Consider the following 24353-nt stretch of genomic DNA (forward strand, 5'->3'; position numbering starts at 1 on the left):
ATATATATATAGTAAGAAAGCGTCAAAACAGGATGTTTTATAAAGCAAAGGGCATGCTTCGATTCAGAAGCGTGTTCTTTTTTTTTTTTAGGTTCGTAAGACCTCAGGCGGAGGAAAGACGTGTCGATTCCTGATAGAATGGGGATAACAATAAATAAGAAAGAGGTGAAGACATGTCTTCTTTATTGATCTTAGGATTACTCATCCCTGTATTATTCCTCGTATTCCTTTGGTTCAACATTAAAGGATTACGGACGATGTGGCGGGATTATAAACAGACAGGCTCAATCGTTGCACTCGGTTTCTTCATTGTCGGGATTATCGGAATCTTCACAGGCGTCTGGACGACGTTAGTCGTCATCATTTATTATCTCCTCCGTCCAGCGAGAGGATGAACGGAGGGTTACCCGTATGTTGGAATGGTTGTTTTCAGCCGGAGAATCCAATCTCTGGCTGTTTTTAGGAATTATGATCGTTGGTCTTGGAACAGAATTGATTCCGGCAGAAGTGGGCTTACCGTTGCTCGGTCTATATGTGTCGAACGGAACGGTCAGCTGGACAGCTGCTGTTCTGGTCGGTTTTTTAGGAAGTCTGATGGGCGCGACGGTCTTTTATCTTCTAGGTCGTTATGCAGGTCGTCCGATACTTATCCGGTACGGCAAATGGTTACTGATTAAAGAAAAAGAAATTGAGCAAGGGGAGCGCATCGTCGGGAAATACGGAACATGGTCTGCTTTGTTCGGCCGCTTTTTCCCCGTCGTGCGCTCGGTCGTCTCGATTCCGTGTGGTTTGTTTGGTCTTTCGTTCAAACGCTATTTACTCGCTTCAAGTATTGGACTTTTTCCGGTTTCCTTCTTTTACATCTGGGTCGGTGAACGATTCGGAGTAGAACGTGCTGAATCCATGCTAAAAGGATTAGAACAGGAGTTATGGTGGATCTTAGGTGGAATCGTCGTGATTCTTGGTGGATACGTTCTCTACCGTCGTGCTAAAGCGAAGCGTAAAGAACAGAAGCAAGACACACAAACGAAACAACAAGATTCATGAATATGTAAAAAAACAACGCAGTGGATCTTCAGGATCCACTGCGTTGTTTCATGAACAGATTAAGCGGGAGGAAACAGGAATCGCTTCAGTGTCTTGATCCGATGTTTTGGGGTAAGCAGTAGTAACTGATCATTGCCTTCTAGGGCAGTGTCCCCACGTGGTGTAATGATTTGATCATCACGGATGATAGCTGTGATCAAAAATTCCTGAGGCAAATCAATCTCTGAAATCGTCGTTCCAATGAATGGATGGGACATCGGTAAGGTCAATTCAATGATTTCCGCATTCGGTTTACCGATTGACATGAATTCAATGACGGTATGGATAGCAGAAGTCTGTGTTTCGTTCAGTCGTAACCGCTCGGAAAGGAACGTCAACATACTCCCTTGAATTAGCGTAGATAGTAAGACTGTGAAAAACACGATATTGAAGATCATCGATGCATTCTCGATATCCGCAACGAGAGGGTATGTCGCGAGAATGATCGGTACCGCTCCTTTTAGACCAGCAAAAGAAATGAAGACCTTCTCTTGCCACGAATAACGAAACGGAAGAAGACTCACCCAGACTGACAAAGGACGAGCGATGAAAATTAAGATCAGCGCCAACGCAATGGAAGACAGGATGACCTGGACATCGAGCAATTGTTTCGGAAAGACGAGCAGACCGAGCACGATGAACATTCCGATTTGGGCAAGATGCGCCATACTCATCGTAAAACGAACGAGTGTCTGTCGGTAGACGAGTTCATGATTACTGATGTAGATCGCTGTGACATAAACGGCTAAAAATCCACTGGCATGGAACGTATCAGCTAAACCGAAAGACAGGAAAGCAAACGACATAAGCATGATCGGATAAAAGCTAGAAGAGGACAAATCGATCCGATTGATCAAGGTCGAAGCTGCCCATCCGATGAACAAACCAATCAGAAGTCCCATCGCCATTTCCCAAACGAGTGATCCAAGTCCCGATAAGAGCGATGCTTCTTCAGGGTTTGTCACGAACTCAAGGAACAAGACAGTCAAAAAGACGGCCATCGGGTCATTCGTACCGGACTCGACTTCGAGTGTTGATCCGACTTTCCGTCGAATCGGCTGACCACTCAAGACAGAAAAGATGGCAGCGGCATCCGTCGAACCAACGATTGCCCCGAGTAAAAAAGCATTCGCCCAACTGAAGCCCAGAATATAATGGGAAGCAACGGCAACGATGGATGTAGCGATGAAGACCCCGAACGTCGCAAGCGAGAGGGAAGGGGCTAATTCATGACGCACTTCCTTCCAAACCGTTTGCAGACCACCCTCGAATAAGATGATGATGAGGGCGACGGTTCCAAGAAGCTGAGCCAGTTCTGCATCGTCAAAACGAATGAACCCCGTAATGTCGCTTCCAGCAATCATACCAAGGGCGATAAAAATCAGTAGAGCAGGAATATTCAGACGACTTGATAACTTCGTCGTCCAGACGGCGGCAAACAGCAATATACCAATCAATAAAATCGTGAGTTGCAAGGACATGGCATCAAACTCCTATTCATAAAAGAATCTCTAGTTTCATGATACAACAATTCCGATGAAAAGACTCGGATAACGATTGTTCAATATTTTCCACCACACCGGACAACTTTCTCTCTCTTCATTGCAAGCGTTTTCATTTATTGTGAAGATGTAGCACGAAATGAAACGAAATCAGGGAGGGAATCCGAATGCGTAAAAGAAGATGGGCAGCATTACCTGTCGTCACGACGGCGATGGTCGTCGCTTTGGCAGCATGTGGTGGCGGTACATTGAATAGCGATGACTCGAAAGATAGTGGTTCAAAAGACGGTAAGACGCTCAACGTATTCCAATTCAAGGCTGAAATCGCAAAAGACATGGAAAAGATGGCAAAAGCGTATGAAAAGGAAACCGGAACGAAAGTCGTTGTGCAAACAGTCGGTGGTGGATCGGACTATGGCGCGGCTCTGAAATCACAGTTCGCTTCAGGTAATGAACCAGATGTCTTTAACAACGGTGGTTTTACGGAAGCAAAGACATGGCAGGATAAGTTAGAAGATTTGTCAGATGAAAAGTGGGTCGGTGATCTAACGGAGCTATCAAAAGAGCCAATGACGATTGATGGTAAATTGTATGGTATGCCAATGAACCTTGAGGGGTATGGCTTCATCTACAATAAAGATATCTTCAAAAAAGCCGGTATCACGGAACTTCCGAAAACATTAACGGAGTTGACGGAAGCTTCTAAGAAGCTGAAGGCAGACGGAGTGACGCCATTCTCGATTGGGTACGGGGAGTGGTGGATTCTCGGTAATCACCTGTTGAACATTCCGGTCGCACAGCAGGATGATCCAGATCAGTTCATCGCGGATCTTAACTCTGGAAAAGCGAAGTTCGAGGACAATAAACAGTTCAAGGAATTCATGAATCTATTTGACTTAACGATTGAGTACGGGAATAAAAATCCGTTAACGACGGATTACAACACACAAGTCTCTCAATTTGCTGAAGGTAAGACAGCGATGCTTCAACAAGGGAACTGGGCACAACAATTGATTACGGACGTCAATCCGGACATCAACATGGGCTTCATCCCGATGCCGATCAATGATGATAAAGAAAAAATGGATCGTCTTCCTGTCGGCGTACCAAACAACTGGGTCGTCAATAAGAACTCGAAGAACAAAGCAGAAGCGAAAAAATTCCTTGAGTGGATGGCGATGTCTGAAACAGGAAAAGACTACATGGTCAATAAATTTAAATTCATCCCTGCCTTCAAATCAATCGAAGCGAAGGATCTAGGACCGCTTGCAGATGATATTCAAGCGTACTCGAAAGACGGAAAAACGATCTCATGGAACTGGTTCAAGTATCCGGATGGTGCTGTAAACGAGTTCGGAGCGATCATGCAAGCATATGTTGGTAAGCAAAAAACAGCTGACGAGATGCTGCAGGACTTCACGAAAACATGGAATAAAATGAAGAAATAAGAACTGATTCAAAAAAACATGCCTGTTCCGATCAACTGACGGAACAGGCATGTTTTTTATTATAAGAAGAATAATTGGATGAAGAAGAGAAGCGCGAATACATAGATGAGTGGATGGACACGCTCTTTTTGGATAGCTTTCATGATTGGATAGACGATGAAACCGAATGCGATACCGGTTGCGATGCTACCGGATAATGGCATGATCAAGATGACGAGGAAAGCCGTGAAGGCTTCGCTGAAGTCATCCCATGGAATCTGTTTGATGTTTTGAATCATGAAGGCACCGACTAAAATCAATGCTGGCGCAGTAATCGCAGGGACGCTCGAAATCGATTGAACGAACGGTCCAAAGACGGCCGATAATGCGAATAAAATCCCGACCGTCACGGATGTGAGTCCAGTCCGTCCACCAGCAGCAACACCCGCTGCAGATTCTACGTAAGCCGTTGTGGGACTTGTTCCGAATAATGAACCAGCGACCATCGCAGTCGAATCAGATAATAGGGCACGTTCGCTGTTTTTCAATGATCCATCTTCTTCAATCAATCCAGCCTGTTCTCCGACAGCGACCATCGTACCTGTCGTATCAAACATCGTCACGAGAACGAAGGAGAGGACACCGCTGAACAGACCGTATTGGAATACGTCTTGAATGGCGTTGAACGGATTCGTGATGATCAATCCTTCTGGTAACGTCGGTAACGCAACGAAGGAATCGGAAAACTTCAATTCACCTGTCAGGAATGCAATCAATCCAGAAAGGATCATGGCATATAAAATAGCACCTGGTACACGTTTGATCGTCAAGATGGCGGCAACTAATAGTCCGATGAGTGTGATCAATGCTTCTGGTGACGTCAATGCGCCAATCGTGACGAGTGTATCTTCACTAGCGACGAGAATTCCTGACATCTTCAGACCGAGTGAAGCAATGAAAAGACCGATTCCACCTGTGATCGCAAGCTTTAATGTCATCGGAATGATTTCAATCAGCTTCGTACGGATTGGTGAGAGTGATAACAATAAGAAAATGATACCAGCGACGAAGACAACTGAGAGTGCTGTCTGATAGGGAATCTTCTCACCAACGACAAGTGTATAAGTGAAATACGCATTGAGTCCCATTCCGGGTGCGACTGCGATCGGTAGATTCGCATAAAGCCCCATCAGGAGCGTACCGATCAATGTCGCGATGATCGTCGCAGAAAATGCTTGGGCTTGGGGGATACCGGCATCTGCTAAAATCGTTGGATTGACGAGCAGAATATATGCCATCGTAATGAACGTCACGAATCCAGCTTGGATTTCACGTTTTACGGTTGTTTGATGTGCGGCAAGTTTAAACATGGGTAAAAGGACCACCTTCATAACAAATTGATTAAAAAAACGAACATTGATGATATTATAGTAAAATTCATTCGGAATCAAGTCGTAACAAAAAAGAATTTTTTATAGAAATCATGAAAGAGAATATCAGGAAATGATGTAAGCGAATTCAAGGTTATGATACGATTGATTACAAGAAAAAGGATGGGGGCGCCTTTCATGAAAAGTATCCGGACACGTTTGATTCGTCTCGTCGTCCTAGCGATCTTGATTCCGACAGCCCTCGCGACATCGATCTCCTACTTGTATGTACGGCACCAAAACATTGAACAGGCAGAACGTTCTAGCCTGAACGTGTTGACGCGAGGAAATACACAGGTGACCCATTACATAGAGGATATCCGCCGTCTCTCGACAAGTCTGTATGCGAATCGTTCGTTGATGAACATCATGCGCGTCGGAGCAGATCAGGAATTAGACGAATCTGATGGAGTCGTTTCGCGGGCGATGTTAGGTCTGTTTTTATCACGTCAGGATATCGAGCAGTTACATTTCGTCATCTTAAATGGTTATTCGGAGTATTCGGTCTACAACATGAAAACGACGAGTCGGGGAACGTTTGATTGGATGCAAGAAACGGATTATTTTCGATTGATGAAACAAAAAAGTGGCTGGTTGATTGACGGAGCGCACACGATTGAACCATACAATGTGCACACGATGATTCTTGATGAGAAACAAGTCGTCAGTTTTCGTTATCGCATCGATCGTGTCGAAACAGATGAGCCACTCGGCTTCCTTTCAGTGGATATTCCAGTCCGTGTATTCGAACAACAGTTGAAACTGTTCGAGAATGATCCGGAAGAGTCGTTATGGTTGATGACAGAACAGCGTGTGTTGGCACAGACTGGAGCAGAGATGGAACTACCGGTCGATCAATTCACTGGGCAGAGTGGGAGTTTACGTGTCGGAAAATCGTTCATCGTCTATTCGAAGACGATGACGAATGGCGTTCCACTCATACTCGTCAAACGGATTCCGTATGCGTCAGTCATCCAAGGGGCGAATGAAACGGCATTGATTCTTGTTTTGATTGGTTTAGTCTCACTGTTCGTCATGATCATTGCCGCAAGTCTCGTTGCCATGCAGATCACGAAACCGATCAAACAGTTGACAGCAAACGTCTGGCGAGTCGAACAAGGGGATTTATCAGCACCATTCGTTGCGACGACGAATGACGAGATTGGATTACTCAACCGTCAGTTCCAACGCATGATTCAACGGATTGATCGTTTAATCAAACGGGAGTATCGACTGGCACTTGAAAACCGGACGAATGAGCTACGGGCATTACAATCTCAGCTCAATCCGCACTTCTTATTCAATGCCTTACAATCGATCGGAACGACGACGCTACAAGGAGACCGGAAGATCGCGTACCGCTCAATCACCGGATTATCACAAATGATGCGCTACTCGATGAACAATGAGCAGACGATCGTAACCCTAAAACAAGAAGTCGATCATCTTCAAGCGTATATTCGTTTGCAACAGCAACGTTTTCCTGAACGGTTCCGTTATATCGTTGACGTCCCGTGGCATCTCAATGACATTGAAGTGCCGAAGATGATCTTGCAACCGTTCGCTGAAAATTACTTCAAACACGGCTTTCGACAGCAATTAGCAGCGACAGAAAACTATCTCGCCTACAAAGTACGGACGGATGGTGGACGTCTCATCATTCAAATCGAGAATAGCGGCGCCATTCTTGAAACAGGACGACTTGAAGAGATTGATCGAAAAATGCGCATGCATCGTAACCCAGAAGATCTCGAGACGAGCGGCATTGGTCTCCATAATATTTATGAACGGCTCTTGATTTTTTACGGGGAGCAAGCAAATATGACGCTCTCTTCTTCAGCGGTAGAGGGAGGATTCAAAATCGTGATTCGGATTCCATATGAGAAGGGGGACTTGGCATGAACGTGTTGATCGTAGATGATGAACGACATGTACGGGAAGCGGTCAAATTGCTCGGAGAATGGGACAGTTGGCAGGTCTCACATATTTACGAGGCGGAACATGGGGAAGAAGCGAAACGATTACTGGATACTGGAACGATCGATTTAATGCTGACAGATGTCGAAATGCCTGGACTCGACGGATTAACATTACTAGAATGGACAAAAAATCATCATCCAAAGGTCGTCACGATCGTGCTGACAGGGTATGATGATTATACGTATATGCGACGTGCCATTTTGCATCAATCCTTTGATTATTTATTGAAGCCGGTTGATCCAGATGTACTCAATGATGCCTTGTCCCGCGCGATGGAATGTATCCATCCGGTAGTGGAATCAGGAGAAGCGATTGATCAAATCGCCAAATACATCGAAACGCATTATGCGGAAGAATTGACACTGCAATTCATGAGCGAACGGTTTTACTTGAGCCGAGAGTATATATCACGACGCTTCAAACAGCGTTTTTCCGTTAACTTATCTGATTACATCCAAACGATTCGCTTGAATCGAGCGAAGGAATTATTGAGTGAGACGGAAGCGCGCATTTACGAAATCGCACTTGAAGTCGGATATCAGGACGATAAGTATTTTCGGAAAGTGTTCAAAAAACAATTCGGTATGACACCGAATGAGTTTCGTGAATTGTTGTCGATTTAAACGACTATCGAGGAGGAATCGTACATGAGTGTACACATTAATGCAGCTGAAGGACAAATCGCCGAAACGGTCTTACTCCCAGGAGATCCGTTACGTGCTAAATACATCGCTGAGACGTTTTTAGAGGACGTCGTCCTTTATAACGAAGTTCGAGGCATGTATGGCTTCACAGGTACTTATAAAGGGAAAAAAGTTTCGGTTCAAGGAACAGGTATGGGTGTACCATCGATGTCGATCTATGCGAACGAACTTGTTCAGTCATACGGTGCGAAGAACTTGATCCGTGTCGGAACTGCCGGTGGGATCACGCCAGACGTTAAAGTTCGTGACGTCGTCATCGCGATGAGTGCTTCGCATGACATGGCACAGAACCGTGTCCGTTTTAATGGACTAGACTACGCACCGACAGCTTCTTTTGATCTGTTGCATAAAGCATATACAGCAGCTAAAGAACAAGGTATCGATGCAAAAGTTGGTCAAATCTTCACGACGGATCAGTTCTATCAAGATGATTTCCATCACTTCAAAAAATGGGCGGATTTCGGATGTCTCGCAATCGAGATGGAAGCGGCAGGTCTTTACACACTTGCAGCAAAACATAAAGTAAACGCACTGACGATCCTGACGATTTCAGATCATCTGTTGACAGGTGAAGAAACGACATCGGAAGAGCGCCAGACGACATTCAACGATATGATGAAAGTCGCGCTTGAAACAGCGATTCAATTATAAGAAGTAAGACGGAGAAGCCTCTCCGTCTTTTTTCATAGTCGAAAAGAGATATGGTAAGATAAAGGCAGTGTTATAGATCAGTTAAAGGGGAGATTCTCGGATGGAGACAACGATGACAGAGACAGTGCTTTCAGAGCGCCTTGAGACACAGCGTCACTTTTTCCAAACAGGTGCAACACGTAGTCTAGCTTTTCGCTTAAGCATGCTGACGTTCTTACGCCAAGCGATTGAAACGCATGAAGCCGTGATCTATGAGGCATTAAAACAAGATCTCAATAAAGGACAGCATGATGCTTTTACGACGGAAATCGGTTTCGTTTATGGAGAGATTCAACGGATGGAGCGACAACTCCGTCGACTGGCACGCCCGAAGCGTGTCGCAACACCGCTTCTGCATATCGGCTCAAAAAGTGAAATCCAGTATGAACCCTATGGCAACGTTCTTGTCATCGCGCCATGGAACTATCCTTCCAGCTGGCACTTGCTCCGGTCATTGGTGCGATTGCAGCGGGGAATACGGTCGTCCTTAAACCATCCGAGCTGACACCGAACGTCTCTCGTGTATTACGAGAAGTTTTTGAAACGGCATTCCATGAACGATTCGGAATCGTCATAGAAGGAGATGCTGAAGTCAGTAGCGCTTTACTAAACGAGCGTTTTGATTATATCTTCTTTACGGGTTCCACACGCGTCGGAAAAATCGTGCATCAGGCTGCGGCGAAGCATTTGACACCGGTCACACTTGAACTGGGTGGGAAATCACCGACGATCGTTCACAAGGATGCGGATCTTCGTCTAGCAGCGAAGCGGATCGCATGGGGAAAATGGCTGAATGCCGGACAGACATGTATTGCCCCGGATTATGTATTGATCCATGAAGATGTCAAAGAACGTTTCTTGCAGTTGATTGAAGAAGAAGCCTTCAAACAGTACGGGAATGGCGTCGGCGTCTCATCCTACGTCAAAATCGTATCGGACGATCATCTGAATCGCCTTAGCAGTTACTTGTCGCAAGGGACGATCGAATTCGGTGGACAAGTCGATCCGGAAACGCGTAAGATGGCGCCGACTGTCATGACGAATGTAGCGGTGGATGCTCCATTGATGCAAGACGAAATCTTCGGACCGATCTTGCCGGTATTGACCTACCGTGAAGTCGAAGAGGTCATCGCGTTCGTTAACGATCGTGATAAGCCGCTTGCACTTTATCTGTTCACAGAGAACAAAGCCGTCGAACATCGTATCCTTGAACGGATTTCATTCGGTGGCGGATGTGTCAATGACACATTGATGCACGTCGCACAGCATCATCTACCATTTGGTGGAGTCGGGGCGAGTGGCATGGGTGGATATCATGGCAAGTATAGTTTCGAGACGTTCAGCCATCGTAAAGGAATCGTCAAAAACACGACGGCGTTCGATTTACCTTTCCGCTACATGCGAACAAATAGCAATTCCAAATGGATGCGCTTTTTGTTATGATGAGCTGTGATTAATTGACTTAAGAAGGAGCTCTTCACTTGAAAGATCAAGTAAAACAGTGGATGAAACGAACAGGCTTGATTGAACGCAGTCTGCGAACCATCATGAAAGTCTTTACGTGGTTGCCACAAAAATCAAATCGAGTCCTTTTCGAGAGTTTTCTCGGAAAGCAATATAGTGACAGTCCGCGTGCCATCTACGAATTGATGCGTACGATGCATCCGGAATGTGAGTTGATTTTTAGTAAACAACGAGGTGTTGCGTTTCCACGAGACGTCAAGACGGTAGATCGGTTGACGTTTCGCTGGATTTATTTGCTCGCGACGTCACGGGTCTGGGTATCAAACAGTCGGTTACCGAGTTGGTTGATCAAACCGAAAAAAACGTATTATCTCCAAACATGGCATGGCACACCGCTCAAAAAGCTCGCGCTTGATATGGATGATGTCCAAATGGCGAATACGACGACGGAGCGGTACAAGCAAGGATTTAAGCAAGAGACTGCAAAATGGTCCGGCTTAATTTCCCCGAATGCCTACTCTAGTTCAATCTTTCGGCGGGCATTTGCTTTTGAAGGTGAGATGCTAGAAATTGGATACCCTCGAAATGATATATTTTATCAAGAGGCACGGCATGCTAAAATCAAAGAAACGGTTTATCGCCACTATGAGATTGATTCTTCGAAAAAAGTCTTGCTGTATGCACCTACTTGGCGAGATAATGCGTTCGAAGGTCAAGGGAAATATTCATTTGAGCTGCCCTTTTCGTTAGAAGAATTTGAAAAGCGATTCGGGGATGAATATGTCCTGCTTATTCGAATGCACTATTTAGTCGGAAGTCGTCTCGACGTCACTGCTTATCCATCCGTTCGAAATGCATCGGACTACCCGGATATCGCGGAGCTCTATATGGCGTCAGACGCTTTGATCACGGATTATTCTTCTGTCATGTTCGATTTTGCGCATTTATCGCGTCCGATTTTATTCTATACGTATGACTTAGAACATTATCGCGATCAGTTGCGCGGATTTTACTTCGATTTTGAACAGGAGGCACCGGGACCATTATTATCCACTGAGACAGCACTATTTGAAGAATTGAATCAGTTGGATGATTGGCACACACGGTATGCGTCAGCATTCCGAGCGTTCCAAGAGACGTATTGTCAATGGGATGATGGGCAGGCTTCAGAACGGGCGATGAAGACGATCATAAAGAGAATTTACGGATAAAAGGGAGAGCAAAACCATGAAGAAGGTTATTACGTACGGAACATTTGATTTATTGCACTGGGGTCATATCAACATCTTGAAACGCGCAAAAGAGATGGGCGATTACCTCATCGTCGCGATTTCGACAGACGAATTCAATCGTTTAAAACATAAACAGTCTTACCATAACTTTGAGAATCGGAAGATGATCCTTGAAGCTATCCGTTATGTGGATGAAGTTATTCCAGAAAACAGCTGGGATCAAAAAGTAGAAGACGTGAAAAAACATGATGTTGATCTCTTCGTCATGGGTGACGACTGGAAAGGCGAGTTCGACTTCTTGAAAGAGCACTGTGAAGTCGTTTACCTCAGTCGGACTGAAGGCATCTCTACAAGCCAGATTAAAACGGAATTAGCTTCGAAGTGATTGAAGAGGAGACCACACGATCGACGTGCGGTCTTTCTTCGTAGAAGGGCAGGATGAAAGTGGTTAGAGAAGGAATCGTATGGGTCTATTTATTGTTGTTTCGTATTTGTTATGGTGTCTTTCGATGGCTACCGCTTCGACCAGTCACTTTGTTTTGGATGACGTATGGTGATAACGCAAAACCTGTTAATGATCGCTTAGCGCAGGAATTGCCAAGTGAGAAACGGTATCTGGTATATGATCATCATTTCATGAAGCAGCCGGATCTGTGGAAGTCAGATCGGACTCTTCGCTTTCGTCGTTTACGATTCGTTCGGTTGGCGTATTTGCTTGCGACCTCCCGGACGGTCTTCGTCGATAATTATGTCGCAGAATTCAGTGTCGCAACAACGCGACGAGGAACACGACGTATCCAGCTATGGCATGCGGCAGGAACATTAAAGCAGTTTGGACTGACCTCCTCCAAAAGTCTGTTCGTATCAGAACGAGTACGAAATCGTTTTCGACGTGTTTATCAGGAATATGGTGATTTCATCGTGCCAGGGATGCGCTGTGCGACACAGTTCATGGCACCACACGACTTAAAACGGTCTCACTTTAAACCATTCGGCATGCCACGAACGGACTATTGGTTTGATGAGAAGCAACGAAAGCAGAAAACATTGGAATTAAGAAAACAATATGTAAAGACTGATCGTCGGATCTTATTGTATGCACCGACATACCGGGAATACAAAGGAACAGAAGATCATACGATTCAACAGTTCGAACAACTTGCTCAAGCGGGATGGACGATTCTCGTTAAATTACATCCAACGATTCGGTCTCTTTCTACCTATCGTTCTAGCCATATCCATCTTTTGGACGATACGTATCAGATCAATGATTACTTGCTGATCACAGATGTGCTCGTAACTGATTATTCTTCCATTCCATTTGAAAGCTGTCTCCTCAACATTCCAGCGTTCTTGTATACACCGGATATCGACACATATCGACAACTACCAGGGCTCGTGGATCAGTATCCGAAACCGCTACCTGTCCGCCAGACAGAACGGATGGAGCAGTTGATGGAGTGGATCACGTCTGATGTGATACTTGAAGAATGTCGTCAACACATGCAGAAGTTCCAACAGAACTGGTATGATCAGACGCCGGGTCAAGCAGTCAATCGAATTGTTGATCATTACTATGATATAAATCCATGACATCACTCCTGACGATTCCTTTTGTATTCTTAAAAGTAGTCGTCAGGTCATTTTAAAAATAATAATGTGAAATGTTGAACAAAGTTTGACAATCTTTTGAAAATCCATTCTTTTCGACTGTGATGTTCTATACTAAAAGCAGAAGAAGAAGAGAGGAGAAATGGATATGCTAACTTGTGGAACGACTGAAGCCAATACGTTCGTCTTATCACCCGAAACGCGAACGTTGCTTGAGAGCTTCATGACAGAAACGACGTTCAAAAAGGATTCCATTGTCTGTTGGGAAGGGGAAATGAACGATAAGTTGTTTTATGTGAAACAAGGAGGCGTCAAGCTATCGAAGTTGACGAAAAAAGGCAGTCCATTACTCATGTTTTTATATTTCAAAGGAGATTTGTTTGGCGAATTTGATGTGGGAGAAGCTTTTCCGAGTTCTTACAGTATTGAAACGATGGAAGATAGCATCATCGGATTCTTATCGAAAAACCAATTAGAAGAGCTCATGAAAAAAGATGGCGCCTTTGCGCTTGAGATCATGCGATGGCAAGCATTAATGCGGAAGCAAACGGAAACGAAATTACGTGACTTACTACTGTTTGGAAAACCAGGGGCATTAGCTTCGACGTTACTTCGCTTGATTGCGATGGAAGGGGAACAAGTAGGAGAAACGTATCGTCTTGCGAAGCGACCATCCGACGGTGAATTTGGTCAATTGATCGGTGCACCACGTGAAACCGTTAATCGTATGTTTTCTCAGTGGAAAAAAGAAGGGGTCATTTCGATGACAGCAAAAGAAATCATCATTCACGATCCGCAATATCTACGGGATCTGTGTCATTGTGAAGGGTGTCCAGCAGGGGTTTGTCGAATTTAATAAGATGTACGAATCATCCCGACGCGAAACAGGACTTTCCTGTCTCGCGTTATTTTTGTGTATAGAAGTTTTTTCTACGCTCGTTTAGATGTGAATTTTCTGTGTGTTTTCGAAATGAAAAGTGCGGAATTTTCATATTTAAAGTGATATTTATCACAGTTTCCAGACTTGCTGAATTCTTACAATAAAGACAAGTTCAGAGTAGGAAAGGAGTAATCACGATGAGTCAAAAGACAGAATCGAACCTAAAAGGAACATTCGTTGCCGTCCTGATCGTAGCAGGTGTCATCATCGGGATGTGGAGTTCAATCTTTCTATTGTTCATATCACGTTAAGGGGGAATCACGATGCACATTCATCGTTTAGAAAAAATTTGGCTGATCTTCGGAGTAGCGATGCTAGCGGTCTTCTTGACCATCATCGGTGTATCCGCTTTTGCATCGGGCAATCAACCACCATCCGATGCGACATTGATTGATCCGACGAAAGTCGATCAGACGAAACCGTTTGATAAACCAGGACTAAAAAAGATTGATGATGACCGATACGAAGCGGTCATCGTTTCACAAGCTTTTCAGTTTACACCAAAAGATATGGTCATACCTAAAGGGGCGACAGTCGATTTTCTCGTGACATCGAAGGACGTCGTTCATGGATTTGAAATCGTTAAGACGAACGTCAACATGATGGTCGTTCCCGGACATATTAATTCGATTGAGTATACGTTCAAGGAAGCAGGCGAATATCTCGTCGTCTGTAATGAATATTGTGGTAATGCCCATCATATGATGGCAACGAAAATCAAGGTGGTGGAATAAGATGAATGCTATATCAAATAAACTAAGACAGTTCGAGATGGAGCGTGGTCTACCCGCTACCGTCATTGGAGTCAAGGAAGCGAAACTGGCATTTGCACATGTTAGTTTTTCACTTGTCGCCTTATTGATCGGTGGTCTATGTGGATTACTACAAACGATGGTACGGACAGGTGCCATTCCAGAAATCGCTGGAATCGGATACTATGAGCTTCTGACTGCACACGGATTGATGCTTGCCATCGTCTTTACGACGTTATTCATTTTCGGATTATTGTTCTCATTTTTAGGTCAATCGTTCGGACGCTTCGAAGAGTTTCCGCGACGTCTCGGATGGGTCGGGTTCTGGTTCATGATTCTTGGTGTCGTCCTCGTCACGTGGATGGTGCTTGCAGGTGAAGCTTCCGTCCTCTATACATTCTATGCACCACTCAAGGCACATCCTGTATTTTATATCGGACTCGTCATCTTCGTCGTTGGAACGTGGATCGCGTCTGGTGCGATGTTCCGTATGTATGCTGATTACAAGCGGGAACACCCTGGCGTTCATCCACCGCTTCAAGCCTACATGAGCATCATGACTGCCTTGTTGTGGGTGGTTGCGACACTCGGCGTAGCAGCAACGATTCTCTTTCAACTCCTTCCTTTATCTCTTGGTTGGACAGATAAGGTCGGAATCGAGCTGTCCCGAACGCTATTTTGGTACTTTGGTCATCCACTCGTCTATTTCTGGTTGTTACCTGCTTACATCGTCTGGTATACGGTCATTCCAAAAATCGTTGGTGGGAAGATTTTTTCAGACGCGTTAGCACGCATGTCGTTCTTGTTATTCCTACTCTTTTCGTTCCCTGTTGGATTTCACCATCAATTGTTAGAGCCGGGGATTTCTGCTTTTTGGAAGTATGTCCAAGTCGTTTTGACATTCCTCGTCATCATCCCATCATTGATGACTGCCTTCTCGATGTTTGCGACATTCGAGCTAGCGGGTCGCCGTAAGGGAGCAACTGGCATATTTGGTTGGGTGAAGAAAATGCCATATCGCGATGTCCGGTTCCTTGCACCATTCATCGGGATGTTGTTCTTCATTCCAGCAGGTGCAGGTGGTGTCATTAATGCATCGCATCAGCTGAACATCATCGTTCACAACACATTGTGGGTCACGGGACACTTTCATATCACGGTCGGTGCCGCCGTCGCACTGACGTTCTTCGGAACAGCCTACTGGCTTGTCCCGCTCTTACGTGGTCGAACGTTAACAGCAGCAATGAATCGTCTTGGACTCATCCAAACGGCTGCCTGGACGATCGGAATGCTCTTCATGTCGACGGCGATGCACATCTCAGGATTACTCGGTAATCCACGACGGACGGGACCAGCCACCTACTTCAAGGATTCAATCGTCGCTGACTGGATTCCATATCATGTCGCAATGGCGATTGGCGGAACGATTTTATTCATCTCGATTCTGCTATTCCTCTATGCGATGTTCCAACTTGCATTCCGAGCGCCAAAAGGAACGGAAGAATTTCCGATTGCTGAAACGGAAGAAGAAGCGATGACAACGCCATTCTTCTTTGAAAATTGGAAGTTATGGATTTTCGTAACGTTCGCTTTGATTGCGTTTGCATACACGGTGCCGATTTGGCATATGATTGAAAATGCCCCTCCAGGCGCTCCCGGATGGAGACTCTGGTAAGACAATAAGGGGCTTCAAAAAAAGAATGACGCGTCTGTACACGCACTTTCCTCAGGCGAGACACAAGCCAGTTTTCCTGCTTCATTTAAGCAGGAAAGCGGGTCTTGTTCGTCTCTGACAGCGCATAAATGCGCTTTTCCTGTAGGAGTGGCGTGTGACGCGTCATTCTTTTTATTACGAGATAAGGGAGGCAGATCATCAATCTGCCTCCCTTATCTTTGTAGAGACTGACTTTTGAGTCAGCCTCTTATTTGCGTGAGCTTAAGGAATAAGTAATGAAGGGCTAAATCTTATTTGACGAGATTATGCTTGAAGGCATAGACGACAGCTTGTGTACGGTCTACGACATCGAGTTTCGATAAGATGTTCGAGACGTGTGTTTTAACGGTTTTTAAGGAAATGAATAATTCGTCTGCGATTTCTTGGTTCGCCATACCACGAGCCATCAATTGAAGAACTTCCTGCTCACGTTCCGTCAAATCGTCATGCAAGTGTGTCGTAGGACGACGAAGACGTTCCATCATTTTACCGGTCACTTGTGCTGCCATGACGGATTGACCGTTTGCCGTCTTGCGAATCGCTTCTGCGATGTCAAAGGCGCTAGCCGTTTTTAAGACATAACTCATCGCACCGGCTTCAATGACAGGATAAACTTTCTCATCATCAAGAAAACTCGTCACGACGAGAATTTTTGCTTCCGGCCAGTCTTTGCGGATCAGTCGCGTTCCTTCGACACCATCGACTGGTTCCATCACTAAATCCATCAAGATGACATCCGGTCGGTGTTCAAGCGCAAGCAAGGCTCCTGCTTGACCATCCGACGCTTCGGCGACGACCTCGATGTCTGGTTGTGTGGAAAGGAAAGCAGACACACCGGCCCGGACCATCTCGTGATCATCTACTAATAATACGCGTATCATACTTGCACCATCCGATCTTTTCTAAGTTTGACTTCGATTTGGGTTCCTTGTCCTGGAACACTGACAAGACGAATCGTTCCGCCCATCTCAGCCGTTCGTTCCCGCATCGAATTAATGCCATAAGAGGCAAGTTTTTTTTCATCAACGACGAATCCAACACCATCATCGTTCATGCTTAAAATGATCGTTTCGTTGAATTGTCGGAGTTCGATATCCATATGAGACGCTTTCGCGTGACGTAATGCATTCGTCAATCCTTCTTGAACGATCCGGAATAACTCGTTTTCAATTTGTCGTGGAAGTGACATTTCTTCTAACTTCCAACTCAATTGTGTGGACTGCTTTCTAGATAATTCTTCGAGCAGTTGAGAAAGTCCTTGTTGTAACGTCATTCCTTCGAGTTCGACAGGGCGAAGCTGAAGTAAGAGGGAGCGCATTTCAGACTGCGCCGTTTGCGCCATCGTCTCGACCATCTCGATCTGTTTGGCAGCAGCTTCAGGTTGAGACAGAATCGTCTGTTTAGCTGCTGTCGTCATCATGGAGATGGCATAGAGCTGTTGCGAAACGGAATCGTGTAAATCACGTGCGAGTCGTTTTCGTTCTTCCGTGACGGCTTGAACTCTTACTTGTTCAACATGTTGCGGACGTGTACTGATTTTTTGGACAGTCTCGACTTGTTCGTCGATACGTTTTCCAATCCGCGACAAGCGTGTCAACGTATGAAAGTAGGGACCCGGAACGATCGTCACATCTTTTCCTTGCTCGAGTTCAATGATGGCAGTCGTGACACGTTTGAAGTCACGTCGCAAGAAAAAGTAATGCATGCTACCGATGGCAAGCGGTAGTAATAACGAGAGTCCGATGACGAGTAGAAGGACAGGGAAATCTTGTTGACGGACGAATAGGACATGCCAATCGACTTGTCGTGTACTTAAGAATAACAACGTTGTCATGACAGCCGTCAAAAAGCCCGTCATGACTTGGAGGGCAATGACACCAAGCGGGAATTGATCACGCTTCATATCGAAGACACCTCCACGTTGCCAATACCGAGCATGACATGAATGCGAACCTTCCGCGTCGCTTCACCGTATTCCGGTGCCCGGAATTGAATACGTCGATTAAAGAAGGTCGGAATCCGGCGGATGTCCGTCTTGACGCTTCCGAAGCCGATTGACGTGTCGAGTGTATAGTCGTAGCCAGACGGTAAAAGAATTCGGACGTCCCCGACGACACCACTGACGACGATCAATGTCTCACCTTCCGGGACGTAAGCGTGCGTCAAATCGATTTCTAAATCCTTGACGATGAACTGTTCGCTCAAATCCTGTAAGACGTACGGTGCATCGGCTTGAGTCGAGAAGGAGTAAGCGGGTTGAATCTTGATCCCTTCCTCTTCATATTGATGCGGAGCAATCCGTGAAAATAAAAATTCGCGGACAGAATGTCGTGTCACGAGAATGATCCCAAGATAGAGCAAGATACCAGCAATGACAAAACCGATGGCAGCCGAACTAAGGACGACGCCAGCAAGAATGATCGTACCGACGATGTAGAAGAGGATTGCTAATTTTTCATGATTACGTCGTCGGAAATGAATCCCGACATAATACAGCAGGAACGGAAATAAGACACCAAACAAGACATTTCCTGCACCGGACAGTAGGTCATAGAATAGACCGAGGGCGAACAGGATCGATACGTAACCGACCAGTTGTTTCGTACTTAATCGTCGCACGATCAATCTCCTTTCTAACATGACAAAGGGAGGCATACGCCTCCTTCATCATTAATTGCTTATTGGTGAATGCGGCGCTCGAGTTCAGCGATACGCGCATCGATATCATCTTCATCAACGGCTGGTTGTTTTGCTTCAGGCTCTACTGCCGTGAACGGATGTGCTTCTTCTTTTATAGTAGCATTTGGTTCGCGATCTAGCACCTGGTTCATCTTGTTTTTTAAGTTTGAGACGTTTTCGCGCATCATCCATTCGTACCGTTTGTTCTGTAAATCTTCGAGCTTTAACTTCAACTCGAGGGCTTCACGTTCCAATTCGTTCAGCTCGCGTTTCGTCTCAGCGACGAGTTCTTCGAAGAAGCGGTATTGCTCTCCGTAATGCTTCGATTCGATGGCTGCGCGCTCAGCCAGTTGTTGTTCACCGGCTTCGTTTGCGATTTCGACTTGCTTGAAGCGCTTATCGGCTAAATCTTTCGCTTCCTCTTGTTTATGCGTTAATTCTTGCAGTAATGTCCGTTGACGCTCGAGTAGTCGATCAATCTCTTTTAAATCAGCTTCTGTAGATCGAATATGACGAACGAGCTTTTTAGCAGGTACTTCACCCTGTTCGGCTGCTTTTTTGACTTCTGTCATCATTTGTGTCGCAAAATCGTTAAGTTGATCAAATACGTTTTCATGAAAAAATTCCTCCTTGAAAGTGGCGAATGATATCGGGTCACACATTTTGATTAGAAACGTTTTTCGTCTAGGTCTTTCCAGTCTGCTTCGAAATGTGTCGTTGATGTACGGCGACGGTTAAAGAGATCTTGAACATTGACACGCTGTAGTTTCATACGCATGTAACCGACGTACAATGCGATGGCTGCTGCGATTCCGATGACTGCCCAGATGTTCGAGAGGGCAAGTCCGATTCCGATGGCTGCTAGGAATCCGAAGCCGAGTTTCGCTGGCCATTTGTTCGATTGCATGAACTTACTGATCGAATAGAACGCGAGTAACGCCCCTAAGCCAAGTCCGATCATATGCGGTAATGTTCCGATGACGACGGCAAGTAACGCCAGTCCGGCGAGAATCATCACCAGTTGTTTTCCTTTCGATTGCTTCATGAGGAAGCCTCCCTTGTGTTGATACCTTTATGATACGGGAGTCCTTTTATTTCGACGACACTCTTTGGACCGTATTTGCTCTCGGGCTTAAGGCGGAGAGAAGGTCTGACTTTAAGGGAAGCGCTATCAGCACCAATGATTCATGTGATACTCTATAAGGGAATCGAATCGAGAGGAGTGATGTTGATGAGTGCCACAATCAACGTAAACCAAGTAACATGTGTCGGAAACCAGGGAGGGGTTTCCCTCCCTTAAATTAGAGGAGGAAACCATTTGAACGAATGGGGTACACCACCTGTCTACGAAACGACAGGAACAGAACGATTAGGACGAATCACAGCCGTCTATCAAACACATTATCGAGTCATGACGGAAACAGGAGAATCGCTCAGCGAACTGTCTGGTAAGTTGCGTTTTCAATCGGGAACGAAAGCTGAATTGCCGGCGGTTGGAGACTGGATCATCCAAACAGAACGAGAACCGGGGAAGGGACGGATCGAGCGTGTCTTGCCACGATCTTCTCAATTTTCCCGAAAAGCGGCAGGAACGGAGACCGAGGAACAAATCATCTGCGCGAATGTCGACGTTGCCTTGCTCGTCATGGCTTTTGGACATGACTTCAACGTCCGTCGACTGGAACGTTATTTAACGGTTGCTTGGGATGCAGGGGTGACACCAATCATCGTCCTGACGAAAAAAAGTTTGATGCCGTCGATTGAAACGGAAATACAGGCTGTCGAAGCGATCGCGTTCGGAACACCAATCCTTGCCGTTGATTCTTTGACCGGCGACGGATTAGAGGAGTTGCGTGAACAGTTACAAATCAAGCAGACGATTGTGTTAGTTGGATCGTCCGGCGTCGGGAAGTCGACGCTCGTCAATGCTTTAGCTGGAGAACAGTTAATGGAGACGGGTGGCGTACGAGAAGACGATGAACGTGGACGTCACACGACGACGCATCGCGAACTGAAACGACTATCGAACGGTCTACTGCTCGTTGATACACCGGGGATGCGAGAATTGGCCTTATGGGATGGAAGTGACGGTTTATCGTCGACGTTTTCCGATATTGAGGAGCTTGCTGAAAACTGTCGTTTCCGAGACTGTGAACATGATAAGGAACCGGGCTGTGCCGTTCGGACAGCTTTAGAAGATGGCACACTAACTGCTGAACGCTGGAATAGCTTCGTCAAGCTAAAACGAGAAATCGCTTATGCGGAACGCAAGCAAAATGTGGCGTTGCAGGCGGCGGAGAAAGAAAAGTGGAAAAAAATCCACAAGCAGGCCCAAGCGCATACGAAAGTGAAGTATCAAAAGCGATAATACGACTGAAATATGAAAAGCATCTGCAACGGAAAAAGGAGTCTCTTTTTCTATGCAGATGCTTTTTTCTCGTTATTCTTTTGAAAGGAATTCATTTGTTTCTGTATGGAACGGCACGTTACCCGTCAACGCATCAAGACGATGTAAGTCGGATTGAATCGCTTCAGGGTCACTTCGGCGCGCGTTTCGTACCGTGGCCGTTCCGACCGGATGATCGTTGAATCCAGTCGTTAAATCAAACGTCCGATTCGACAGCCGATCGGTAAAATAACGATCGTGAGAGACGAAGAGGAGCTCACCAGGGAAAACATCGAGGGCGGCTTCGATTTGTTCACGAGTCGCAAGGTCCAAATAGTTCGTTGGTTCATCGAGAATAAGCAAGTGAGCACCAGAAAAATACAGACGTAAGAAAGCGATCCGACATTTCTCACCCATACTAGCGTCGGAAATCGACCGGTAAACATCATCGCGACGGAATAAAAAACAGGCGAGCAACGTCCGGGCATCCGTTTCACTCATCGTGCCGTACTCAAGTAATGCCTCTAACAACGTACCGGATGTCGGTAAGTGGGAAAGGGCTTGTGAAAAATAGCCGGTCTTCAATCGAGGATGACGGATTACGTTCCCTTGATGAGGAGCATATTCGCCCTCGATGAGACGCAGTAAGGTCGTTTTCCCGCTTCCATTCGGTCCGATGACAGCAATTCGGTCACCACGTTCTACCGTAAACGAAACATCCTTTAGGATCGGTTTCGTCTCATGCATGAAAGAGACACGTTCGAACGAAATCAGTCGTTTCGTACGAATCGCTTCATGTTCGAATGCGACGTGAACAGTCGGTGCAACCTGTGGTTTTTGTACACGATCCTCGAGTAGACGCTCGAGTTGCTGCTCTTTTGCCTTGACCTTCGTCGCATGTTTAGCAGCCTTCTTTTTCGCATACGGATCCCGTTCACTCGCTTGATTCGAGGCTTTTTGATGCCATTGCCGATAACCCTGAATCATGCGTGTCAGCTCTTTACGGGTGCGTTCTTGTTTTTCGTACGCTCGTTGTTGCGACAGAGCTTGATGTTCCTTTTGTTCTTTATAGGACTGATAGTTTCCGCTGTATCGCGTTGCCCCTGATTCAGATAATTCAATGACGGCATCAGCCGTTGCGTCGATGAAGAATCGTTCGTGTGAGACGTAGAGAATCGAGGTCCGTGACATGTTGACCCATTCCGTGAGCCACTCGAGTGTCTCTTGATCCAGATGATTCGTCGGTTCATCGAGAATGATGAAATCAGGTCGTGACAGAAGCAGGCAGGCAAGTTGGAGGCGCGTCTGTTCACCACCGCTTAAACTGGATGCTTTGTGTGTCCAGAGTGCTTCCTCTAATTTGACTTCTTTTAAGACGCGTGCTGCATCTGCTTCCAGCGAGAAGGCGTCCTGATCGAGTGCTTGTTGATAGATCGTCAAGTCACCATTCATGGCATTAGCGCGAAGTTGATAACGAACCGCATCCGCTCGTTCGACGACATCAAGAACGGTGTGATCGCCCGCTACGAAGTGTTGTGATAGTAGACCGAGTTTTTTGTAATGACGCTTGATCGAACCGTCAGTCGGCTGAAGTTGGTCAGCGATCAAGTGTAACAGTGTCGTTTTTCCGATGCCGTTCGGACCGATCAAGGCGACATGTTCACCGGTATGAATATGAAAAGAAACGTCCGAGAAAAGACGTCGTTCGTCGTAGTCCATCGATAGGTGTTGGATCGTAAGTGTTTCAGTAGGCATAAAAGCAGCTCCTTTAGTGTTCATTTCCGATAAGATGAAATGAAAAACACACCATCCGAAGCGAGCGGATGGTGTGCCGGAGTGTAACTCAAAGAAGGTGCTGGCCAGAGGTTGGTCACACCGAAAAAGAGCAGACTCGTAGCGTCAGACATCCGCAACTGCATTGCGAAAGAGATGATTTCATTCATCAAGCGACGTGTACGAGTGATTGCTTCATTTCGGTGTTGTACCTCCTGTTCATAGTCTATGCCGTCATTGTAACAAAATGGAAACGTTAACACAAGTACGATTCAAGTAAGGTTTGCGCAGTATCCGTTTCTTCTGATGAAGGGGGAAGCACATCAGTTAATGGATATGCAAGACCGAGGTTTTCCCACTTATAGACACCGAGTTGATGATACGGGAGTACTTCGACGCGCTCGACGTTTCCGAGCGTCCGGATGAACTCGCCGGTCTGACGGAGGAAATGTTCTGACATCGTAATACCTGGAACGAGGACGTGGCGAATCCAGACGGGAATGTTTCGCTCGGCTAGGCGTTTTGCGAAGGCGAGTGTATTGGCGTTACTCCGTCCAGTCAAGACGCGACAAGCGGCATCGTCGATATGTTTGATATCGAGCAGTACTAGATCCGTCGCATCGAGAATCGCATCGATGTTTTTCGGGACGACGGATCCCGCGGTATCGATGACCGTATGCAGTCCATGGCGTTTTGCTTCTGTTAAAGCAGCCTCCAAGAATTCTGGCTGAGCGAGCGGTTCACCTCCAGAGAAGGTGATTCCGCCACCCGTGGTCTCGAAAAAGGAGCGATAGCTGATCGCTTCTTTTACAACTTCGTCTGCTGAGACACGCCGTCCGCAACCGAACTCCCATGTATCCACGTTATGACAGTATTGACATCGTAGTGGACATCCTTGCGTAAAGACGATGAATCGAATGCCAGGACCATCGACTGTTCCACATGATTCAACGGAATGGATCATACCATAGGTCATCGTGCTC

24 protein-coding genes and 1 pseudogene are annotated in these 24353 nt (G+C 46.0%); 15 read left to right on the forward strand and 10 right to left on the reverse strand.

Annotated features, from left to right (window positions below; all coding sequences use genetic code 11):
* Positions 1-173 precede the first annotated feature (173 nt).
* Complete coding sequence (locus AC3B4V_RS15005; protein WP_488378810.1) at positions 174-395, forward strand: hypothetical protein; 222 nt, start codon at positions 174-176, stop codon at positions 393-395.
* 16 nt (positions 396-411) lie between these two features.
* Positions 412-1047 carry a DedA family protein gene (locus tag AC3B4V_RS15010; RefSeq protein WP_149426856.1) on the forward strand — a complete coding sequence of 212 codons (636 nt, stop codon included), beginning with the start codon at positions 412-414 and terminating at the stop codon, positions 1045-1047.
* Positions 1048-1106: 59 nt separating this feature from the next.
* Here the strand turns inward: AC3B4V_RS15010 and AC3B4V_RS15015 are convergent, their stop codons facing one another.
* Positions 1107-2567, reverse strand: a complete 1461-nt coding sequence (locus tag AC3B4V_RS15015) for a potassium/proton antiporter (protein WP_023467237.1) — start codon at positions 2565-2567, stop codon at positions 1107-1109.
* A gap of 188 nt (positions 2568-2755) precedes the next feature.
* On the opposite strand from AC3B4V_RS15015, the gene AC3B4V_RS15020 reads away from it, so the two are divergent.
* Positions 2756-4036 carry an ABC transporter substrate-binding protein gene (locus tag AC3B4V_RS15020; RefSeq protein WP_488378811.1) on the forward strand — a complete coding sequence of 427 codons (1281 nt, stop codon included), beginning with the start codon at positions 2756-2758 and terminating at the stop codon, positions 4034-4036.
* A 59-nt stretch (positions 4037-4095) separates the two neighbouring features.
* Here AC3B4V_RS15020 and AC3B4V_RS15025 read toward each other — a convergent pair whose 3' ends face one another.
* Positions 4096-5385 (reverse strand): NCS2 family permease, encoded by a 1290-nt coding sequence (locus AC3B4V_RS15025; RefSeq protein ID WP_488378812.1) that lies wholly within the window; start codon positions 5383-5385, stop codon positions 4096-4098.
* 198 nt (positions 5386-5583) lie between these two features.
* On the opposite strand from AC3B4V_RS15025, the gene AC3B4V_RS15030 reads away from it, so the two are divergent.
* The 11 genes and pseudogenes from AC3B4V_RS15030 (at position 5584) to AC3B4V_RS15080 (ending at position 16493) form a co-directional block, all read left to right on the forward strand.
* Positions 5584-7347: a sensor histidine kinase gene (locus AC3B4V_RS15030; RefSeq protein ID WP_058704994.1), complete on the forward strand. Its 1764-nt coding sequence runs from the start codon at positions 5584-5586 to the stop codon at positions 7345-7347.
* Entirely contained in the window at positions 7344-8048 is a 705-nt protein-coding gene (locus AC3B4V_RS15035; RefSeq protein ID WP_023467243.1) for a response regulator transcription factor, read from the forward strand. Before AC3B4V_RS15030 ends, AC3B4V_RS15035 begins: the two co-directional genes overlap by 4 nt.
* Before the next feature lie 24 nt (positions 8049-8072).
* Positions 8073-8780, forward strand: a complete 708-nt coding sequence (gene deoD, locus AC3B4V_RS15040) for a purine-nucleoside phosphorylase (protein WP_023467244.1) — start codon at positions 8073-8075, stop codon at positions 8778-8780.
* 100 nt (positions 8781-8880) lie between these two features.
* Positions 8881-10262, forward strand: a pseudogene (locus tag AC3B4V_RS15045) (aldehyde dehydrogenase).
* Positions 10263-10324: 62 nt separating this feature from the next.
* Positions 10325-11494 (forward strand): CDP-glycerol glycerophosphotransferase family protein, encoded by a 1170-nt coding sequence (locus AC3B4V_RS15050; RefSeq protein WP_488378832.1) that lies wholly within the window; start codon positions 10325-10327, stop codon positions 11492-11494.
* A gap of 16 nt (positions 11495-11510) precedes the next feature.
* Positions 11511-11900, forward strand: a complete 390-nt coding sequence (gene tagD / locus AC3B4V_RS15055; protein ID WP_050678243.1) for a glycerol-3-phosphate cytidylyltransferase — start codon at positions 11511-11513, stop codon at positions 11898-11900.
* Positions 11901-11953: 53 nt separating this feature from the next.
* A complete protein-coding gene (locus AC3B4V_RS15060) occupies positions 11954-13108 on the forward strand; it encodes a CDP-glycerol glycerophosphotransferase family protein (RefSeq protein ID WP_488378813.1) in 1155 nt (384 codons plus the stop codon).
* A 166-nt stretch (positions 13109-13274) separates the two neighbouring features.
* Positions 13275-13982, forward strand: a complete 708-nt coding sequence (locus tag AC3B4V_RS15065) for a Crp/Fnr family transcriptional regulator (protein ID WP_064300883.1) — start codon at positions 13275-13277, stop codon at positions 13980-13982.
* A gap of 221 nt (positions 13983-14203) precedes the next feature.
* Positions 14204-14317 carry a hypothetical protein gene (locus tag AC3B4V_RS15070; RefSeq protein ID WP_023467253.1) on the forward strand — a complete coding sequence of 38 codons (114 nt, stop codon included), beginning with the start codon at positions 14204-14206 and terminating at the stop codon, positions 14315-14317.
* A gap of 12 nt (positions 14318-14329) precedes the next feature.
* The gene (locus tag AC3B4V_RS15075) at positions 14330-14800 is read left to right on the forward strand and encodes a cytochrome c oxidase subunit II (RefSeq protein ID WP_050678241.1); all 471 of its coding nucleotides are present in this window, start codon (positions 14330-14332) and stop codon (positions 14798-14800) included.
* A gap of 1 nt (position 14801) precedes the next feature.
* Positions 14802-16493 (forward strand): b(o/a)3-type cytochrome-c oxidase subunit 1, encoded by a 1692-nt coding sequence (locus AC3B4V_RS15080; RefSeq protein ID WP_488378814.1) that lies wholly within the window; start codon positions 14802-14804, stop codon positions 16491-16493.
* Positions 16494-16783: 290 nt separating this feature from the next.
* Here AC3B4V_RS15080 and AC3B4V_RS15085 read toward each other — a convergent pair whose 3' ends face one another.
* The 5 genes from AC3B4V_RS15085 to AC3B4V_RS15105 form a co-directional block, all read right to left on the reverse strand.
* Complete coding sequence (locus tag AC3B4V_RS15085; RefSeq protein ID WP_023467256.1) at positions 16784-17413, reverse strand: response regulator; 630 nt, start codon at positions 17411-17413, stop codon at positions 16784-16786.
* Positions 17410-18435, reverse strand: coding sequence for a sensor histidine kinase (locus AC3B4V_RS15090; RefSeq protein ID WP_034785901.1), 1026 nt, complete (start codon positions 18433-18435; stop codon positions 17410-17412). Before AC3B4V_RS15090 ends, AC3B4V_RS15085 begins: the two co-directional genes overlap by 4 nt.
* Positions 18432-19151 carry a cell wall-active antibiotics response protein LiaF gene (gene liaF / locus AC3B4V_RS15095; RefSeq protein ID WP_029340864.1) on the reverse strand — a complete coding sequence of 240 codons (720 nt, stop codon included), beginning with the start codon at positions 19149-19151 and terminating at the stop codon, positions 18432-18434. Before liaF ends, AC3B4V_RS15090 begins: the two co-directional genes overlap by 4 nt.
* A gap of 59 nt (positions 19152-19210) precedes the next feature.
* Complete coding sequence (locus AC3B4V_RS15100; RefSeq protein ID WP_488378815.1) at positions 19211-19783, reverse strand: PspA/IM30 family protein; 573 nt, start codon at positions 19781-19783, stop codon at positions 19211-19213.
* A gap of 95 nt (positions 19784-19878) precedes the next feature.
* A complete protein-coding gene (locus tag AC3B4V_RS15105; RefSeq protein WP_023467260.1) occupies positions 19879-20256 on the reverse strand; it encodes a lmo0954 family membrane protein in 378 nt (125 codons plus the stop codon).
* 273 nt (positions 20257-20529) lie between these two features.
* Between AC3B4V_RS15105 and rsgA the strand changes: the two genes are divergently transcribed.
* Complete coding sequence (rsgA, locus tag AC3B4V_RS15110) at positions 20530-21579, forward strand: ribosome small subunit-dependent GTPase A (protein WP_488378816.1); 1050 nt, start codon at positions 20530-20532, stop codon at positions 21577-21579.
* 72 nt (positions 21580-21651) lie between these two features.
* Here the strand turns inward: rsgA and abc-f are convergent, their stop codons facing one another.
* From abc-f to pflA, 3 genes are all read right to left on the reverse strand, one after another.
* Positions 21652-23352: a ribosomal protection-like ABC-F family protein gene (gene abc-f, locus AC3B4V_RS15115; protein ID WP_488378817.1), complete on the reverse strand. Its 1701-nt coding sequence runs from the start codon at positions 23350-23352 to the stop codon at positions 21652-21654.
* Positions 23353-23372: 20 nt separating this feature from the next.
* On the reverse strand, positions 23373-23540 hold the full coding sequence (locus AC3B4V_RS15120; protein WP_158408684.1) for a hypothetical protein: 168 nt from the start codon (positions 23538-23540) through the stop codon (positions 23373-23375).
* Positions 23541-23626: 86 nt separating this feature from the next.
* A complete protein-coding gene (gene pflA, locus AC3B4V_RS15125) occupies positions 23627-24346 on the reverse strand; it encodes a pyruvate formate-lyase-activating protein (RefSeq protein ID WP_214725286.1) in 720 nt (239 codons plus the stop codon).
* Between the last annotated feature and the right edge of the window lie 7 nt (positions 24347-24353).

The organism is Exiguobacterium sp. E17S, from assembly GCF_057772545.1.

What these genes read in the sequence shown, in the direction of transcription:
- AC3B4V_RS15005 (WP_488378810.1), top strand. Translation starts at nt 174, where the DNA reads ATGTCTTCTTTATTGATCTTAGGATTACTCATCCCTGTATTATTCCTC.
- AC3B4V_RS15010 (WP_149426856.1), top strand. Translation starts at nt 412, where the DNA reads ATGTTGGAATGGTTGTTTTCAGCCGGAGAATCCAATCTCTGGCTGTTT.
- AC3B4V_RS15015 (WP_023467237.1), bottom strand. Translation starts at nt 2,567, where the DNA reads ATGTCCTTGCAACTCACGATTTTATTGATTGGTATATTGCTGTTTGCC.
- AC3B4V_RS15020 (WP_488378811.1), top strand. Translation starts at nt 2,756, where the DNA reads ATGCGTAAAAGAAGATGGGCAGCATTACCTGTCGTCACGACGGCGATG.
- AC3B4V_RS15025 (WP_488378812.1), bottom strand. Translation starts at nt 5,385, where the DNA reads ATGTTTAAACTTGCCGCACATCAAACAACCGTAAAACGTGAAATCCAA.
- AC3B4V_RS15030 (WP_058704994.1), top strand. Translation starts at nt 5,584, where the DNA reads ATGAAAAGTATCCGGACACGTTTGATTCGTCTCGTCGTCCTAGCGATC.
- AC3B4V_RS15035 (WP_023467243.1), top strand. Translation starts at nt 7,344, where the DNA reads ATGAACGTGTTGATCGTAGATGATGAACGACATGTACGGGAAGCGGTC.
- deoD (WP_023467244.1), top strand. Translation starts at nt 8,073, where the DNA reads ATGAGTGTACACATTAATGCAGCTGAAGGACAAATCGCCGAAACGGTC.
- AC3B4V_RS15050 (WP_488378832.1), top strand. Translation starts at nt 10,325, where the DNA reads ATGAAACGAACAGGCTTGATTGAACGCAGTCTGCGAACCATCATGAAA.
- tagD (WP_050678243.1), top strand. Translation starts at nt 11,511, where the DNA reads ATGAAGAAGGTTATTACGTACGGAACATTTGATTTATTGCACTGGGGT.
- AC3B4V_RS15060 (WP_488378813.1), top strand. Translation starts at nt 11,954, where the DNA reads ATGAAAGTGGTTAGAGAAGGAATCGTATGGGTCTATTTATTGTTGTTT.
- AC3B4V_RS15065 (WP_064300883.1), top strand. Translation starts at nt 13,275, where the DNA reads ATGCTAACTTGTGGAACGACTGAAGCCAATACGTTCGTCTTATCACCC.
- AC3B4V_RS15070 (WP_023467253.1), top strand. Translation starts at nt 14,204, where the DNA reads ATGAGTCAAAAGACAGAATCGAACCTAAAAGGAACATTCGTTGCCGTC.
- AC3B4V_RS15075 (WP_050678241.1), top strand. Translation starts at nt 14,330, where the DNA reads ATGCACATTCATCGTTTAGAAAAAATTTGGCTGATCTTCGGAGTAGCG.
- AC3B4V_RS15080 (WP_488378814.1), top strand. Translation starts at nt 14,802, where the DNA reads ATGAATGCTATATCAAATAAACTAAGACAGTTCGAGATGGAGCGTGGT.
- AC3B4V_RS15085 (WP_023467256.1), bottom strand. Translation starts at nt 17,413, where the DNA reads ATGATACGCGTATTATTAGTAGATGATCACGAGATGGTCCGGGCCGGT.
- AC3B4V_RS15090 (WP_034785901.1), bottom strand. Translation starts at nt 18,435, where the DNA reads ATGAAGCGTGATCAATTCCCGCTTGGTGTCATTGCCCTCCAAGTCATG.
- AC3B4V_RS15100 (WP_488378815.1), bottom strand. Translation starts at nt 19,783, where the DNA reads ATGACAGAAGTCAAAAAAGCAGCCGAACAGGGTGAAGTACCTGCTAAA.
- AC3B4V_RS15105 (WP_023467260.1), bottom strand. Translation starts at nt 20,256, where the DNA reads ATGAAGCAATCGAAAGGAAAACAACTGGTGATGATTCTCGCCGGACTG.
- abc-f (WP_488378817.1), bottom strand. Translation starts at nt 23,352, where the DNA reads ATGCCTACTGAAACACTTACGATCCAACACCTATCGATGGACTACGAC.
- AC3B4V_RS15120 (WP_158408684.1), bottom strand. Translation starts at nt 23,540, where the DNA reads ATGAATGAAATCATCTCTTTCGCAATGCAGTTGCGGATGTCTGACGCT.
- pflA (WP_214725286.1), bottom strand. Translation starts at nt 24,346, where the DNA reads ATGACCTATGGTATGATCCATTCCGTTGAATCATGTGGAACAGTCGAT.